This is a genomic window from Microbispora sp. H13382, assembly GCF_014161445.1.
Classification (GTDB): domain Bacteria; phylum Actinomycetota; class Actinomycetes; order Streptosporangiales; family Streptosporangiaceae; genus Microbispora.
Window position 1 is genome coordinate 216,833 of record NZ_JABBXA010000009.1, and the last position, 15,289, is coordinate 232,121.

Here is a 15,289-nt window from a genome sequence, read left to right on the forward strand (position 1 = left end):
GGGCCCGGCGGACTTCGCTGTCCGCCGGGCCCCGGGAATCCCTACTGAACGGTGATCTTGTCGACCTCGACCGTGATGCCCTTCACCTGGGGGGTGGAGGTGCCGGTCGTGACGGTGCCGGTGCCCGAGGACACGCCCTTGACCTTGAAGGAGTAGCTGAGCGTGCCGCCGGGGGCGCCCGGCGTGCTGGTGATCCGGTAGTCCTGCGTCGGCGGGCCGCTGATCTGGCTGCCGGCGTTGCCTTCCGCGTTCTCGGCGCCGACGGTCAGGCCGTAGTCCGCCCCCGGGTCACCCGGCAGGTTGGCCGGGTCGTAGGCGTACGAGATGTCCTCGGCGCCGCCCAGCCCGATCCACTGCTGGAAGACCTTGCGGCTGTTCGTGCCGTACAGGTTGACCTGCCATTCGACGACGAGCCACCTGTTCACGCCGTCGGTCAGGGTGGCGACGTAGACGCCCGGCGCCCCTGTGCCGTTCAGGTCGGTCCAGTACGACGCGAGCACGCCGTTCGGCGGGGCCGTGTCGGGCAGCGTCTGCGGTGCGAACTGGATGTCCGCCGCGCCGTTCGTGCCGCCCGCGACCGTGTAGCCGTTGGAGACGACGCCGATCCTGTTGAACGTACGGCCGGCGTAGGTGAACGCCGGGACGGTGAAGTTCAGCGCCTCCTCGTCGCCGATGGGGGTCGGGGCGATGCCGAAGGCCGACAGTGGCAGGTAGCCCGCCGGGCCCACGCCGGGTGCGATGGTCGGCTTGTCCGGCTGCCTGCCCGCGAGCGTGCTCCTGGCCGTCACGATCTGGGTGCCGACCTTGGTCGCGCCGGTCACACCGGTGAGCCGCAGCTTCGCGTCCAGCGTGCTCAGCGCGGTGACGTCGGTGTTCTCCAGGGTGTTGTTCTGGACCGTGACCGTGCAGGTGGACTCGCCGGTGTTCCTGGCGATGGTGCTCGGCGCGCAGGTCTGGTCGATCGGCACGGCGCCCTCCTGCCGGTAGAAGGCCACCGGCAGGTGCTGCTCCCGGTTGCCGCCGACCTGCTTGAGGTTCACCTGGCCGAAGTACTGCCCGTCGGGCAGGTCGGGCGCGGTGATCACAACGGTGATCTTCTGGCTCTTGCCCGGCTTCACCGTGAACAGCGGCGGCAGCACCGTGATGTTCGCCCCGCTGACGGTGGTGCCCGACGCGGTGTAGACCAGCGTCTTGCCGGTGGCGTTGACGAGGGTGCGCTTGGCGGTGATCACGCCCGGCATGACGGGCGCGTTGACCGACGGCAGGTTGAGGTCGATGCGGTTCAGCGGGTCGGCGGCCGAGGCGGCGTAGTTCGCCGCGGTCTCGTCGAGGGTCAGGCCCGCGTCGCCCGCCTTGCTCAGGTCGATGCGGCCGCCGCCGTAGTCGAACGGGTCGGCCGGGGTGCTGCGGTCCTGCTTGGTGACCTTCGTCGTCGCGGTGGTCTCCAGGGCCGACTTGACCTGGCCGGGCGTCCAGTCGGGGTGCAGCGCGAACACGAGCGCTCCCGCGCCCGCGACGTGCGGCGACGACATCGAGGTGCCGGCGATCACCTGGTACAGGTTGCCCGGGGGGCCTTCCAGCGGCGACTCGGGGGTCGGGGTGGTGCCCGCCAGGATGTGCAGGCCGGGCGCGGTGACGTCGGGCTTGAGGAAGTCGCCGCCCGGGCCGCGCGAGGAGAACGTCGTCATCGCGTCGCCCTGCCAGGTGGCCTTCTCACCCTGGGTGAAGCTCGCCGTGCCGCCCGGGTGCGAGCTCAGCCAGGCGAGCAGCACGTCGGTCTCCGGCTTGTCGATGTGGACCGTCGGCAGCCAGTGGTTGTCGGTCATGACGTCGAGCGGGGTGGAGTTGTACAGGATCATTCCCGCGGCGCCGCCCTGCTTGACCGCGAATCCCTTGAGCACCCGGTTCGGGCCGCGCTCGCAGGCGACGATCTTCCCGGCGAACAGCCCTGGAGGCGCCGGGTTGACGCACAACGGGTCGTTGTACGGCGGGGCCGACGCGAGCACCACGGGCAGCGGCGAGGAGACGCCCGCTGTGATCGACGCACCCTTGATCGACGGCCCGCCGGTCAGCGTGATCGTCGACTGGAAGGTGCGGCTCTGCGTCGAGGCCGCCACGGTGGTCACCCACGGGCCGCGGTGGTCCGTCGTCGCCGCGCCCGGCCCCGAGTTGCCCGCCGAGGCCGACACGAACACGCCCGCGGCGTACGCGTCGAGGAACGCGAGCTCGACCGGGTCGCTGTAGGGGTCGGAGCCGCCGCCGACCGAGAAGTTGATGACCCGCACGCCGTCGGCGATGGCCTGCGCGACCGCGGCCGCCGAGTCGGACTGGTAGCAGCCCTCCGCGCCGCAGACCTTGTAGACCGCGACGTGCGCTGCGGGCGCGATGCCGTGGATCGCGCCGCGGTCGATGCCGAGCGGGTCGGCGTGGTCGACCGGCCCGCCCGCCGACGTGGTGGCGGTGTGCGTCCCGTGGCCGTTGGAGTCACGGGCGCTGTCCCCGTACACCTCCCCGCCCACGATCGCGTTGTACGTCTCCAGGAACGGCTGGCCGGAGATCAGCTTGTTGTTGCACCGGAAGGGGTCGGCCGCCGGCGTCAGCGGGTTGTCGCCGAAGTCGCACGTACGCGCGGTGCCGTCCGCCCTCGGCGGGGGAGCCGGAAGCGTTCCGGGGTCGGCGAACGACGGATGCTCCGGCCACGCGCCGGTGTCGAGGATGCCGACGATGACGCCCTTGCCCGACGACTTCGCGCCGCCGAGCCGGTTGTAGACGGTGGTCGCGCCGATGAACTCCGGGCTGGAGTCGGTGAGGGGCTGCTCGCGCCTGTCCTCCTGCACGGCGGCCACACCGGGCAGCTTCAGCAGGTCGGCGGCCTTGTTGGCGGGAAGCGTCAGGGCGACGCCGCCGTAGACCGTGCGGAGCTTCTGCCCGGCCCTGGCGCCGGGGATCTTGTCGCCGAGTTCGCGTAGGAAGGTGTTCTCGACGCTCTCGATGTGCTTCTGGTATTTCGCCGCGTCACCGCTCTTCAGGTTGAGCGCTCTGCCGGTGACCGACGGGCTGGTGCCGGGCAGACCCGGCAGGCCGCCCTTGTAGGCCGCGAGCGAGTCGTAGTCGAGCTTGACGACGACGCTCGTCCGCTCCGGCGACTGCGAGGCGAGCAGCGCGGGGTCGCTCTTGGCGAGCCGGCCGCTGGGGGACTTGGCGCCCTGGACGCGCTCGGCGCCCGTCACGGCGGTGGCGCTCCACGACCGCGACGGGGTGGGGCTGGGGTCGGCGGCGGCGGAGGCCGCCGGGATGATCGCCGTCACGAGGCCGAGGCCGGCGACGACCGCTGTGGTCCGTAAGTAGGCAGGTGGGGGCTTCCTCGACACGACACCTCCATGGAGACCTGTGAGGCCCCGCCGCTCAGGGCGTGGAGGAGCCGCGCCGCCCCCGGGCATGGGAGGGCACGGGCCCTCCCCGTTGGGCGACGGGCGAACGGCCACCCGAGACGGGCGGCCGAAGCTGACTCGGAGTTTAACTAGCGATCGTTTTTCCGGCTAGATCGTTCCATGAAGGGATATTTGGCGCTCTTTGCTGATGACACGGCCTACTGCGAGAAGAGGCGGCCGATGGCGCCGGATTCGAGCACGATCGCCGTGCCGATCGCGATGAAGACGACGGGGACGAGCCAGTGCCCGAACCGCTCGACGAGCTCAATGATCTTCTTGTGCGAGCCGAGCCAGGACCCGGCCGCGCACCAGACGGCGACGAGGACGGCGAACACGGCGACGGTGAGCAGGGCGTCCGCCGGTCCGATGGTGCGAAACAGCGGCGTGTAGATGGAGATGTTGTCCGCGCCGTTGGCCACGGTGATGCCGGCCACCGGCACGACGCCGCCGGCCACCGGGGGCGAGGGATCCTCGTCCCCGTCGGAAGCCCGCAGGGCCGCGACCAGGCCGCGTACGCCAAGGGCGAGGGGGACCAGGCCGAGCAGCCCTGCCCACTCGTCGGGGACGACGGTGAGGCCGAGGGCGGCGACGCCCGACACGAGCACGAGCGCCGCGATGCCGGCGTACTGGCCGGCGACGATCTGCCAGGGGCGGGGCCGGCCCCGGGCGCGCGCCGACAGGAACAGCACGGTCAGGATGACGATGTCGTCGACGTTGGTACCCGCGAAGACCGCACAGGCGGTGCCGAGCGTGGCGGGGATGCCGTCCATGGCAGGTCAGCATAAGATGCCGCGGGCCGCGGAAAGGCTGCGCGCCGCCGTCGGGGAGGGCCGCATCACGCTGGACGAACTGACCGATCGGCTCGACCGTCTGTACGCCGCGCGCACCTACGGCGAGTTGGAGGCCCTGGTCGCGGACCTGCCCGGGACGCGGGCCCCGGAGGTGCGATCGGAGCCGGCCGACGACCTGCTGCTGTTCACCCGCGGCACGCGCGCCGTCAGGAGGACCGGGCGCTGGCGGGTGCCGCCGCGCATCACGCTCGACTGCACCTGGCGGACGGCGGTGGTCGACTTCCGGTACGCGGACTGCCCGCACCGGGAGATCGACATGACCGTCCGCTGCGACTCGATGTTCGGAGACGTCGTCATCCGGGTCCCGATCGGCTGGCGCGTCGTCGCCGACGAGGTGACCTCCGGCGGATGGATCAGGCACAAACGCGTGCACAACACCTCTCCCGTGCCGCCCGACCCCGACGGCGTCGTGCTGCGGCTGTCCGGGCACATCGGCGGCGACATCTGGGTGCGCTACCACCGGATCCCCTGACGACCGGGCCCGATAGGGTGCCCGGATGCCGCATCGCCGACTCGCCGCCCTGGCCGCCGCCGTGGTGGTCGTGGCCGCGGGCCTGGCGGTCCGGGCGCTGCTGCCGGGCGCGGTCGCCAAGTACGCGGGCGACTTCCTCTACACCCTCCTCGTGTACGCGCTGGTCGTCGTGGCCGCGCCGCGCGCCCGGCCGGTCGTGGTGGCGGCCGTGGCGCTCTGCCTGAGCTGGCTGGTCGAGTTCGCCCAGCTCACCGGCGTGCCGGCCGAGCTGTCGGCGCACAGCACGCTGGCCCGGCTGGCGCTCGGCACGACCTTCAACGCCCCCGACCTGTTCTGGTACGCCGCGGGCGCTGCCGCCGGATACGTCGTCCATGTTTCCCTGATCGCGATCCCTTGTTATCGTCACACTGACGATTAAGGAGGTCGTGGTGGCACTGACCGATCTGCTGGGACCCCTCCTGGAGCCCGCCGTCACCCTGGGCGGCGTGTCGACGAGCTGGGCCGAGCTGCTCGGCTTCGTGACCGGAGCGCTCACCGTCTGGCTGGTGGCCCGCCAGAACATCTGGAACTGGCCGATCGGCGTCGCGAACGTCGTCCTCCTGGGCCTCGTCTTCCTGGCCGTGGGACTGTACGCCGACGCGGGCCTGCAGATCGTCTACGTGGTCCTCGGCCTGTACGGCTGGTGGCAGTGGCTCTACGGCGGGGCCGGGCGGACCACGCTCACGGTCACCAGGACCGGCCGCGCCGAATGGGTGTGGCTCGCCCTCGCCGGCGCAGGGGTCACCGGGCTGCTCACCGCCGCGCTCGCCTCCTGGACCAACTCGGCCGTCCCGTTCTGGGACGCCCTGACGACCGCCCTGTCGCTCATGGCGACCTATGGCCAGTGCCGCAAGCGGGTGGAGTCGTGGTGGCTGTGGATCGCGGCCGACCTGATCTACATCCCCCTCTACGCGTACAAGGACCTCTACCTCACCAGCGTCCTCTACGTGCTGTTCCTCGCGCTGTGCGTGGCCGGGCTGGTCGCCTGGCGGCGCGACCTGGCCGCCCGGCCCGTTCCCGTCCCCGGTGATGAACGCGACGGCGACGCGGCGGTGGCACGGTGAGCGCCCGCTACGCGCACGGACTCGTGATCGGCAAGTTCTATCCGCCGCACGCCGGCCACCACCACCTCGTCGACACGGCCGCCGAGCACTGCGCGCTGGTCACGGTGGTCGTGGCCGCATCGAGCGTGGAGAGCATCCCGCTCGCCCTGCGTACGGCGTGGCTGCGCGAGGCCCATCCGCAGCCGCACGTGGTGGTGGCGCCGGTGGTGGACGACGTCGAGATCGACTACGACGACCCGGACGTCTGGGCCGCGCACGTCGAGGCGTTCCGGCACGCGCTGGCGCTCGCCCACGGCGGCGGCGCGCCCGACGTGGACGCCGTCTTCTCCTCCGAGGCGTACGGGCCGGAGCTGGCCCGCAGGTTCGGCGGCGCGCACGTGGCGGTCGACCCGGACCGGAACCGCCATCCGGTCAGCGGGACGATGGTCCGCGACGACCCGGTCGCCGCGTGGCCCTGGCTGAGCCCCGCCGTACGCGCTCACCTCGCCTGGCGGGTGGTCGTCGTCGGAGCCGAGTCCACCGGCACCACCACGCTCGCCCGCGCCCTGGCCGCCCACTACGCCGCACGCGGCGGTGTCTGGTCCGCGACCCGGTGGGTGCCCGAGTACGGCAGGACCTACTGCGAGGAGAAGCTCGCCCTGGCCCGCCGGGCCGCCAAACTGGCGGGAGCGCCCGAGCCCTGGCTCGACGACCTGGAGTGGGAGCCGGAGGAGTTCACGCTGATCGCACACCGGCAGCTCGGCTGGGAGGAGGCGGCGGCGCGGGCCGGCTCGCCCGTGCTGTTCTGCGACACCGACGCGCTCGCCACCGCCCTGTGGCACGAGCGCTACCTCGGCACGGTGAGCACGGACGTCCTGCGCGTCCACGAGCGGGCCCGGCACGACCTGTGGATCCACACGTCCGTGGACGGCGTGCCCTTCGTGCAGGACGGCTGGCGCGACGGCGAGCACGTCAGGCACGAGATGGACCGGCGGCTGCGCGCCGAGCTGGCCGGGCGCGGCCTCCCGCACGTCGTCGTCTCCGGGCCGCCGGGGGAGCGGCTCGCCGCCGCGGCGCGGGCGGTGGACGATCTCGTCGCGGCCGGCCGCCACTTCGCCCCGCCGCTCTGAGCTCGGCTCATATGTGAACCGATATCGGCCGGATGTCCATATAAATATTGGACTTGTTCCGAACCCTCTGGTTTGCTCCTGCGTCTGACAGATCACCGGCGCACGAGAGCGAGGACATGCCATGGGACACCCGGTGACGGTGAAAGCCGCCGCGATGACGGTATTCGTCCTGGTCGGCGCCGCCCCGCCGGCGGCCGCGGAAGCGACCCCGGCCGCCGCGCTGCGGGCGCTGGAGACGTCCTTCAAGGGCCGCATCGGCGCGTACGCGATCGACACGGCGACCGGGAAGACGATCGGCTACCGGGCGGGCGAGCGGTTCGCGCTGGCGTCCACCTTCAAGGCGGTGGCCGCCGCGGCGGTGCTGGCCCGCACCACCGACAGGGAGCTGACGAAGAAGGTCGTCCACTGGACGGCCGACGAGGTGAAGCCGTACTCGCCGGAGACCGGCAAGCACGTGAAGGACGGCATGACGCTCGCCGAGCTGTGCCGGGCGGCGATCATCTACAGCGACAACACCGCCGGCAACATGCTGTTGAAGCGCATCGGCGGGCCGGAGGGGCTCACCCGCTACTTCCGTACGCTGAAGGACCCGATCTCGCGGCTTGACCGATGGGAGACCGAGCTCAACGAGTGGTCGCCCAAGGAGAGGCGGGACACGACCACGCCCGCGTCGATCGCCCGCGACCTGCGCGCGCTCACCGCCGGCGACGCGCTCGGCGCGAAGGACCGCTCACGGCTGCTCGGGTGGCTGCGCGACAACACGACCGGGGACGCGCGCATCCGCGCCGGGCTGCCCAAGACGTGGATCGTCGGCGACAAGACCGGTACCGGCGGCACGTACGGCACCGCCAACGACATCGCCGTCGTCTGGCCGGCGAAGGGGGCCGCCCCGATCATCATGGCGATCTACACCAACCGCCTGGCGGCCGACGGATCCGGTGACGACAAGGTCGTCGCCAAGACGGCGACCGTGCTCGCGCGCGGCCTCGGCCGGCTGCCGTAACACCCGTTTATGGGGCCGATCGCGCTTTACGGCCCCATAACCTTGTCTATAGCCATTTGGGGGAGGATCTAGTGAACGCCACGGGGAAGGTGCTGCGTCTGGCCGCCATGGGAGCGGCGGCGGGCGTGCTGGTCGCGGGCATCGCGCTGCCGGCGGTGGGAGGCGCGGGCGTCGGGCTGGTGTCGGCCGTCGAGGACGTGGGCATCGCGCCCCGGGACCTCGCCGAGCCCCCGCTGGCGCAGGTCTCGGTGATCCAGGATGTGAAGGGTCGCGAGATCGCGCGGTTCTACGAGCAGTACCGCGAGGTCGTCCCGTCCGACCGGATCGCCGACATCATGAAGACGGCCATCATCTCGATCGAGGACTACCGGTTCTACCAGCACGGCCCGATCGACCTCGAAGGCACCCTCCGCGCCCTGGCCACGAACCTGCAGTCGGGCGGGGTGGCCCAGGGCGGCTCCTCGATCACCCAGCAGTACGTCAAGCAGGTGCTGCTCAACGCCGCCGACACCGAGGCGGAGAAGAACAAGGCCCTGGAGGCCAGCTACGCCCGCAAGCTCAACGAGCTGCGCTACGCGATGGGCGTGGAGAAGAAGTACACCAAGGACCAGATCCTGGAGAAGTACCTCAACATCGCCTACTTCGGCGCGGGCGCGTACGGCGTCGAGGCGGCGGCCAAGCGGTTCTTCGGGATCAGCGCGAGCGAGCTGACGCTGCCGCAGGCGGCGACGCTGGCGGGGGCCGTGCAGGACCCCAACGCCACCGACCCCAACCTGGGCAAGACCAGCCGCGACCGGCTGCTCAAGCGGCGCAACGTCGTGCTCGACCGGATGGCCGAGCTCGGCAAGATCACCAAGGAGCAGGCGGCCGAGGCGAAGAAGGCCAGGCTCGGCTACAAGGGGACCCCGCTGCCCGGCGGCTGCGAGTCGAGCAAATATCCGTACTTCTGCGTCTACGTGCGCAACGAGATCCTCAACAACTCCGACTTCGGCAAGACGGCCAAGCAGCGCCTGGCGTTCCTCAACCGCGGCGGGCTCACCATCAGGACCACGATCGACCCCACGATGCAGGCCGCCGCCGACAGGGCGATCGGGAAGTGGGTTCACCCGTCCGACAATCCCGTCGCCGCCGAGGCGCTGGTCCAGCCCGGCACCGGGGCGATCAAGGCGATGGCCGCGAGCCGCCCGTACGGCACGCGCAAGAGCAAGAACCAGGTGTCCTACAACCTTGTGGCCGACGTCGCGCACGGCGGCGGCATGGGTTTCCAGGCCGGTTCGACGTTCAAGACGTTCACCCTGCTCACCGCGTTGAAGCAGGGCATGAAGATCAACGACGGCTTCAGCGCGGGCGCCGGCTACCGCGCCCCGAGCCTGTCGACGTTCACCACCTGCTCGGGCGAGGGCATCGGCGACGTCAATCACACCGTCACCAACGACGAGGGCTCGCCCGGCTGGCTGACCCTGCAGACCGGCACCTGGCACTCGGTCAACACCTTCTTTATGGAGCTCGAGCGGCGGGTCGGGCTCTGCGAGGTGGTCAAGACGGCCAAGTCGCTGGGCATCCGCCGCGCCGACGGCGGCAAGCTCCAGGAGTACGAGACGTTCACGCTCGGCATCAACGAGATGGACCCGGTGACCGTCGCCACCGCGTACGCCGCGATCGGCGCGCGCGGCAAGTACTGCGCGCCGATGGCGATCACCAGGATCACCGACAGCACCGGCAAGAGCACCGACTACAAGCCGAAGTGCCGTCAGGCCATCGAGCCCGAGGTGGCCGACGCGGCGGCGCACATTCTGTCGGGCGTGTTCACCAAGGGCACGATGTCGGCGGTGGGCGGCATCGGCCGCGACGCGGCGGGCAAGACCGGAACCAACGACAACTCCTCCTCCGCCTGGTTCGCCGGGTTCACCCCGGACCTGGCGGGCGCGGTCAGCGTCGGTGATCCGCGCGGCGCCCAGAAGTACAAGCTGAACGGCGTCACGATCGGCGGTCGTTACTACGGGTCGGTGTTCGGCGCCAGCATCCCCGGCCCGATCTGGAAGGACACGATGCTGCGGGCGCTGCGGGGCGTGCCCGCGACGGAGTTCACGCCGATCGACACCGAGCGGTTCGGCGGCTGCGGCGGGAGCTGCCGGGGCCTGGTGTCCGTGACGCCGCCGACGGGGGGCAACGGTCCGACGGGAGGCGGCGGTTCGACGGGAGGCGGCGACACGCCGGTGCAGATCCTGCCGGACTAGTCAGTCGTCCAGCGCGTCGGCGGTGTCGAGGACGCGGAACAGCCGGGTCAGGTTGGTCCAGCGCAGGATGCGCAGCACCTGACCGCCCGGCGCGATGAGCGCCAGGTCGCCGTCCCTCTCGCGCAGGTTGTGCACCAGGCGCACGAGCAGCCCCACGCCCGTGGTGTCGATGAACCGCACCTCGCTCAGGTCGATGGCCAGCCACGGGCCGCGGGCCTCGATCTGCGTGCGCAGCGGCTCGCGCAGGTGCCGTACCGCGTGGAGATCCAGCTCTCCGCGCAGCCCGAGCACCCACCAGCGGGTGGGGGATGAGGGTTGTGCCGTCCACGTCTCCACGGTGGTTCCCTTCGCTCTCCTTGGCGCCGGGGACCACCGGGGAGCGGGACGGGGAGGTCCGGGGCGACCGACGAAGCGCTTCGACCGACACGTCGATGAACGTACGAGCTGAGCCGTACTCAGAGTAACAATCCCCCTCCGGCGCGTCGATCGAGTGGGGTAAAGCTTCTATGGTCAATAAAAAGACGGGTGGCTATTGTCCCGATCCATGGGGGTTTCGCGGGCGCTGAAGCGTCGGCTGCTGATCGGAGGGATCGTCGCGCTGGCCGCCGCGGGATCGGCGCCGCTCGACGAGGAGCTGTCCCGGGCCGTCGCCGTCGCGTACGCCGCGCAGGGCTCCCTTCCGTACTCGTGGGGCGGGGGGCACGCGGCGCGGCCGGGACCGTCGAAGGGGACGTGCCGGGGCTACAGCGGCTCGGTCAAGCCCTGCCCGGCGAGCCGGACGCGTGGCTTCGACTGCTCGGGGTTCACCCGCTGGGTGTACGGCCTGGCCTTCGGCGGCGACGTGCTCGGCCCCGGCAACACCGACGACCACCTCGGCAGACTGCGCCGGGTCGGCGTGCCGCGCCCGGGCGACCTGGTCTTCTACGGCAGGCCGGGCAGGACCCACCACGTCGGGGTGTACGTGGGCGGAGGAAAGATGATCAACGCGTTCGCCACCGGGACGCGGATCCGCATGGACGACGTGAGCGTTCTCGACGACCTGCTCGGTTACTACCACTATCCGGCCTGATCCCTATGCTTGCTCCGTCATGGTGAAATTGCGGGTTCTGGGCCGAATCGCGGCGGAGGTGGGCGGGCGTCCCGCGGACCTCGGGACCTCGCTCCAGCGCGCCGTGCTGGCCCGGCTGGTGGGTGCCCAGGGCCACGTGGTGTCGACCGACCGGTTCGTCGACGACCTGTGGCGGGGGCAGCCGCCGCCGCGCGCGCTGGCCGCGCTCCAGGTCTACGTCTCGAACCTGCGGCGGGCCCTGGAGCCGGACCGCGCCCCCCGCGCCGCCGCCCGCGTGCTGGTCAGCGCTCCCCCCGGATACCGCTTGGCGCTGGAGCCCGGCGACGTGGACGCCTGGCGCTTCCCCCGGCTGGTCGAGGCCGCCGCCGGCCTGCTCGCCGAGGGGCGGCCCGCGAACGCGCTCGAAATCGTGGACGAGGCCCTGGCGCTGTGGACCGGCCCGGCGTACGCGGAGTTCACCGAGGAGGAGTGGGCCATCCCCGAGGTGGTCCACCTGGACGAACTGCGGGCGGTCGCGGTGGAGTACCGCGCCGAGGCCGGGCTCGCGCTCGGCCGCCACGCCGAGGTCGTCCCGGAGCTGGAGCGTCACCTCACCGCGCATCCCCTGCGTGAGAACGCCGTACGGCTGCTCGCGCTCGCCTACTACCGGGCCGGGCGGCAGGGGGAGGCGCTCGCGGCCCTGCGCCGGACGCGCGCCCTGCTCGCCGAGCAACTCGGCGTCGACCCCGGGCCCGCCCTGCGCGCGCTGGAGTCGGACATCCTCGCGCAGGCCGAGTCGCTCGACGCGCCCCCCGTGGTTCCGGAGCCCGTGGTTTCGGAGCTCGTGGTTTCGGAGCCCGTGGTTCCGGAGCTCGTGATCCCGGCTCCCGCGCCCGCCCCGGACCCCGTCCTCCCCCACATGGTCGGCCGTACGGCGGAGCTGTCCCGGCTGGCCGCCGCGGCCGAGCAGGCCGGAGCCGGGTTCCGCATCGTGTGGCTCGGCGGTGAGGCGGGCTCGGGCAAGAGCACCCTGGCCGACGCGCTCGTGCGGCGCCTGGCCGCGGACGGCTGGCAGACCGTGGTGGGCCGCTGCCCCGAGACGACCGGCGGCGTGCCGCCCGCCTGGGCATGGAGCGAGGTGCTGCGGGAGCTGTCCGCGACCTGCCCGCCCGCGCCCGAGACCGCGGCTCGGCTGGCGCCCCTGCTGACCGACGACGCGGCGCCCGTGGGCCAGTTCTGGCTGGCGCGGGCGGCCGGCGACTACCTGGAGGGCGTGCCGGGACCGCTGCTGATCGTGCTGGAGGACGTGCACCGGGCCGACGAGGAGAGCCTCCAGCTCCTGCGTCACCTGGCGGGCCGCCTGACCCGGACGCCGGTCCTCGTCCTGCTGACGCATCGGCCGGCCGAGGCGGGCGACGACCTCACGGCCACCGCCGCGGCGCTCGCCGTGCAGACGGTGGAGCACGTCACCCTGGGCGGCCTGGGCGAGCCGGAGGTGGCCCGCCTGCTCGTGGCACGCTCCGGCACGGAGGTCGACGAGGACACGGTGCGCACGGTCACCGAGCGGACCGGCGGCAACCCGCTGTTCGTGACCGAGACGGCCCGGCTGCTGGCGGTGGACGGCCCGTCGGCGGCCCACGCGCTGCCGCCCGGCGTGCGCGACCTCATCCGCCGCCGCCTCGCCCGGCTGCCCGCGACGGCGCAGACCACGCTGCGCACCGCCGCCGTCCTCGGCCGCGAGGCGGACGCGGACGTGCTGATCGCCCTGCCCGGGGCGGACGAGGACACGGTGCTCGACGGCCTGGAGGCGGGCGTGCTGTCCGGGCTGCTGGAGGAGCCGCGCCCCGGCCGTGTCCGGTTCGCCCACGTGCTCGTCCGCGAGACGTTGTACGAGGACATCCCGCGGCTGCGCCGGGCGCGGATGCACGGCAAGGTCCTGACGGCGCTGGAGCGGGTGCGCCCCGGCGACGTGGGGGCGCTCGGGCACCACGCGCTCGCCGCCGCGACGACCGCGACCGCCCTCACGGCCGCCGAGTACGCGGCGCGAGCCGCCGGGCAGGCGGCCGCGCTCTACGCCCACAGGGATGCGGCCGCGCTGCTGGAGGGCGCGCTGGGCGCGCTCGACCTGCTGAGCGAGGGGACGGACGACGCGCATCGGGACGTCCGCCTCGACCTCCTGTGCCGTCTGGTGTCCGCGCAGGCGCACGCGGGCGACGTCATCACGGCGGTGCGGAACCGCACGAGGGCACTGGCGGTGGCCCGCCGGATGGGCGGCCGGGACGCGGTGGCGCGGGCGGTGTCCTCGCTCGACGCGCCGGTCATCTGGACCATCCAGCCGGACCGCGTGCTCGACACCGATCTCGTCCGGGCGATCGAGGAGTCGCTGCCCGCGGAGGCCGGGGAACTGCGCTGCCGGATGCTCGTCGCCCTCTGCCACGCCCTCGAAGGACACGACGCGGAGCGCATCGAGGCGGCCGGCGGGGAGGCGCTGGCGATCGCGGACGCCCTCGGCGACCCCCGCCTGCGGTGCATGGCGCTCAACGGCCGCTACTGGGTCTGCCTGACCCCCGACAGGCGGGACGACCTGGAGAGGCTCGGACACGATCTGCTGGCCGCCTCGGCCGCCGCCGGGCTCCTCGGCTATCAGACGCTCGGCCACTTCTCGCTGCTCATGGCCGCGCTGGGCCGCAACGACTGGACCACGGCGCGCCGGCACGCCGACAAGGCCATGGAGCTGTCGACGAGCGGCCAGCTCGGCCTGGCCCTCGGCATCCTCGGCTTCCTCGACGCCCTGCACCTGCTGGTCAGGGGGGAGTTCGAGCGGGCCGAGAGCGTCTACTCGCAACTCGGGGAGCAGCTGGCCAGCACCGGTGACGCCAACGGCGCGATGGTGGGAGTGGTCGGCCGCTTCGTGGTCAAGCTGGCGGCGGGACGGGTCCACGACTCGGTCGAGGAGCTCGCCGCCCTGTGGGAACGCCTGCCGCAGGACGTGGGCGAGCTGTACGCGCGGGCGCTCGCCGGCGCCGGCCGCCCGGAGGAGGCCCGCGCGGTCTGGGCTCCCGTACGCGCCCCTCGCCGGGACTACTACTGGCTCGTGTTCATGGCTCTCCGCTCGGACAACGCGATCGAGCAGGGCGACCCGGAGGTGGCCGGGGAGTGTTACCGGCTGCTCCTGCCGTACGACGGCGAGCTGGCCGGCCTGCACTCGGGCTCGGTCACGCTGGGGCCGGTGGCGCACACGCTCGGCGATCTGGCGGCGTTCCTGGGGCGTCCCGGCGACGCCGAGGCCCACTACCTGCGGGCCGTCGAGGTCGCCCGGCAGGTCGGCTCCCCGCACTGGGAGGAGGCCGCCCGCCGTGGGCTTGACGACGCAGCGCTCACGCGGCGCCGAAGATGAGGCGCTCGCGGCGCCGGTGGGCGCGGCGCAGCACCGCCAGCATGACGACCAGGACGGGCCCGGCCAGCGCGCGCAGCTCCGCCATCTCCTCCGGCCGTGCGTGCTGCTCGATCCTCGGCAGCTCGAAGCGCGCGTCGCCGCCCTTGCGGACGTACTGCTCCAGCTCCTCCCAGTCCTTGCCGGACACGTGCCGCATGATGATCGGGAAGATCGTGCGCTCCTCCTCCTCGATGTGCTCGTCGAGCAGGTCCGCCAGCCGGCGCAGCGGCTTGGCCAGCTCGGCCGGGTCGCCCGCGACGGACTGGATCTCCTCCAGCAGCGGGTCGAGCGCGGAGTGGTCCTCGCTCAGCTCGCTCAGGTCGACCTCGGCGCCCGCGGACCGGACGAGCAGGGGCCACAGACGGTCGTCCTCCGCCTTGTGGTGGTGGTGGATGCCGCGGCAGAGCTTGGTGGCGTACTCGCGGATGGCGTTGGCGCGCTCCGGCCCGCACGGCTGCCGGCCCGCGGCGATCTCGGCGGTGACGTCGGCGAGGCGCCGGGAGTCGGCCCGCATCGCCCGGTGCGTGATGCGGAAGCCCAGCAGGTTGGGGGTGTCGGACATCGGAGGACCCTTCGTGAGCGGGGGAACGGCGGTATGT

General features: G+C 72.4%; 12 protein-coding genes. 8 read left to right on the forward strand and 4 right to left on the reverse strand.

The features are described from left to right. Window positions 1–41 precede the first annotated feature (41 nt). Both HHX41_RS41860 and HHX41_RS20185 read right to left on the reverse strand, forming a co-directional pair. On the reverse strand, window positions 42–3,371 hold the full coding sequence (locus HHX41_RS41860) for a S8 family serine peptidase (RefSeq protein WP_310742082.1): 3,330 nt from the start codon (window positions 3,369–3,371) through the stop codon (window positions 42–44). Window positions 3,372–3,589: 218 nt separating this feature from the next. Beyond that, entirely contained in the window at window positions 3,590–4,201 is a 612-nt protein-coding gene (locus HHX41_RS20185) for a cadmium resistance transporter (RefSeq protein ID WP_182907214.1), read from the reverse strand. Here HHX41_RS20185 and HHX41_RS20190 point away from each other — a divergent pair. The 6 genes from HHX41_RS20190 to HHX41_RS20215 all read left to right on the forward strand — a co-directional run bounded on the left by HHX41_RS20190 (window position 4,200) and on the right by HHX41_RS20215 (window position 10,206). Further along, complete coding sequence (locus HHX41_RS20190; RefSeq protein WP_182907215.1) at window positions 4,200–4,754, forward strand: DUF1707 domain-containing protein; 555 nt, start codon at window positions 4,200–4,202, stop codon at window positions 4,752–4,754. The two genes, HHX41_RS20185 and HHX41_RS20190, sit on opposite strands and share 2 nt — an antisense overlap. Before the next feature lie 25 nt (window positions 4,755–4,779). Further along, entirely contained in the window at window positions 4,780–5,172 is a 393-nt protein-coding gene (locus HHX41_RS20195; protein ID WP_182907216.1) for a DUF2809 domain-containing protein, read from the forward strand. 10 nt (window positions 5,173–5,182) lie between these two features. Beyond that, entirely contained in the window at window positions 5,183–5,857 is a 675-nt protein-coding gene (gene pnuC, locus HHX41_RS20200) for a nicotinamide riboside transporter PnuC (RefSeq protein ID WP_182907217.1), read from the forward strand. Further along, the gene (locus tag HHX41_RS41865) at window positions 5,854–6,966 is read left to right on the forward strand and encodes an AAA family ATPase (RefSeq protein ID WP_182907218.1); all 1,113 of its coding nucleotides are present in this window, start codon (window positions 5,854–5,856) and stop codon (window positions 6,964–6,966) included. The genes pnuC and HHX41_RS41865 overlap by 4 nt, the downstream gene beginning before the upstream one ends. A 121-nt stretch (window positions 6,967–7,087) precedes the next feature. Continuing rightward, window positions 7,088–7,969: a class A beta-lactamase gene (gene bla / locus HHX41_RS20210; RefSeq protein WP_182907219.1), complete on the forward strand. Its 882-nt coding sequence runs from the start codon at window positions 7,088–7,090 to the stop codon at window positions 7,967–7,969. Between the two features lie 71 nt (window positions 7,970–8,040). After that, on the forward strand, window positions 8,041–10,206 hold the full coding sequence (locus tag HHX41_RS20215; protein ID WP_310742083.1) for a transglycosylase domain-containing protein: 2,166 nt from the start codon (window positions 8,041–8,043) through the stop codon (window positions 10,204–10,206). On the opposite strand, the gene HHX41_RS20220 is transcribed toward HHX41_RS20215, so the two are convergent. Next, complete coding sequence (locus HHX41_RS20220) at window positions 10,207–10,542, reverse strand: STAS domain-containing protein (RefSeq protein WP_169981325.1); 336 nt, start codon at window positions 10,540–10,542, stop codon at window positions 10,207–10,209. A gap of 208 nt (window positions 10,543–10,750) precedes the next feature. Here HHX41_RS20220 and HHX41_RS20225 point away from each other — a divergent pair, with 208 nt between their 5' ends. Then, window positions 10,751–11,275 carry a C40 family peptidase gene (locus HHX41_RS20225; protein WP_182907220.1) on the forward strand — a complete coding sequence of 175 codons (525 nt, stop codon included), beginning with the start codon at window positions 10,751–10,753 and terminating at the stop codon, window positions 11,273–11,275. A gap of 19 nt (window positions 11,276–11,294) precedes the next feature. After that, entirely contained in the window at window positions 11,295–14,651 is a 3,357-nt protein-coding gene (locus HHX41_RS20230; protein ID WP_182907221.1) for a BTAD domain-containing putative transcriptional regulator, read from the forward strand. Here the strand turns inward: HHX41_RS20230 and HHX41_RS20235 are convergent. Further along, on the reverse strand, window positions 14,632–15,252 hold the full coding sequence (locus HHX41_RS20235; RefSeq protein WP_182907222.1) for a hemerythrin domain-containing protein: 621 nt from the start codon (window positions 15,250–15,252) through the stop codon (window positions 14,632–14,634). The genes HHX41_RS20230 and HHX41_RS20235 overlap by 20 nt on opposite strands. Window positions 15,253–15,289: the final 37 nt, after the last annotated feature.

Coding starts and splice junctions, on each gene's coding strand:
- bla (WP_182907219.1), top strand. CDS start 7,088: ATGGGACACCCGGTGACGGTGAAAGCCGCCGCGATGACGGTATTCGTC.
- HHX41_RS20195 (WP_182907216.1), top strand. CDS start 4,780: ATGCCGCATCGCCGACTCGCCGCCCTGGCCGCCGCCGTGGTGGTCGTG.
- HHX41_RS20190 (WP_182907215.1), top strand. CDS start 4,200: ATGGCAGGTCAGCATAAGATGCCGCGGGCCGCGGAAAGGCTGCGCGCC.
- HHX41_RS20230 (WP_182907221.1), top strand. CDS start 11,295: ATGGTGAAATTGCGGGTTCTGGGCCGAATCGCGGCGGAGGTGGGCGGG.
- HHX41_RS20185 (WP_182907214.1), bottom strand. CDS start 4,201: ATGGACGGCATCCCCGCCACGCTCGGCACCGCCTGTGCGGTCTTCGCG.
- HHX41_RS20235 (WP_182907222.1), bottom strand. CDS start 15,252: ATGTCCGACACCCCCAACCTGCTGGGCTTCCGCATCACGCACCGGGCG.
- HHX41_RS20225 (WP_182907220.1), top strand. CDS start 10,751: ATGGGGGTTTCGCGGGCGCTGAAGCGTCGGCTGCTGATCGGAGGGATC.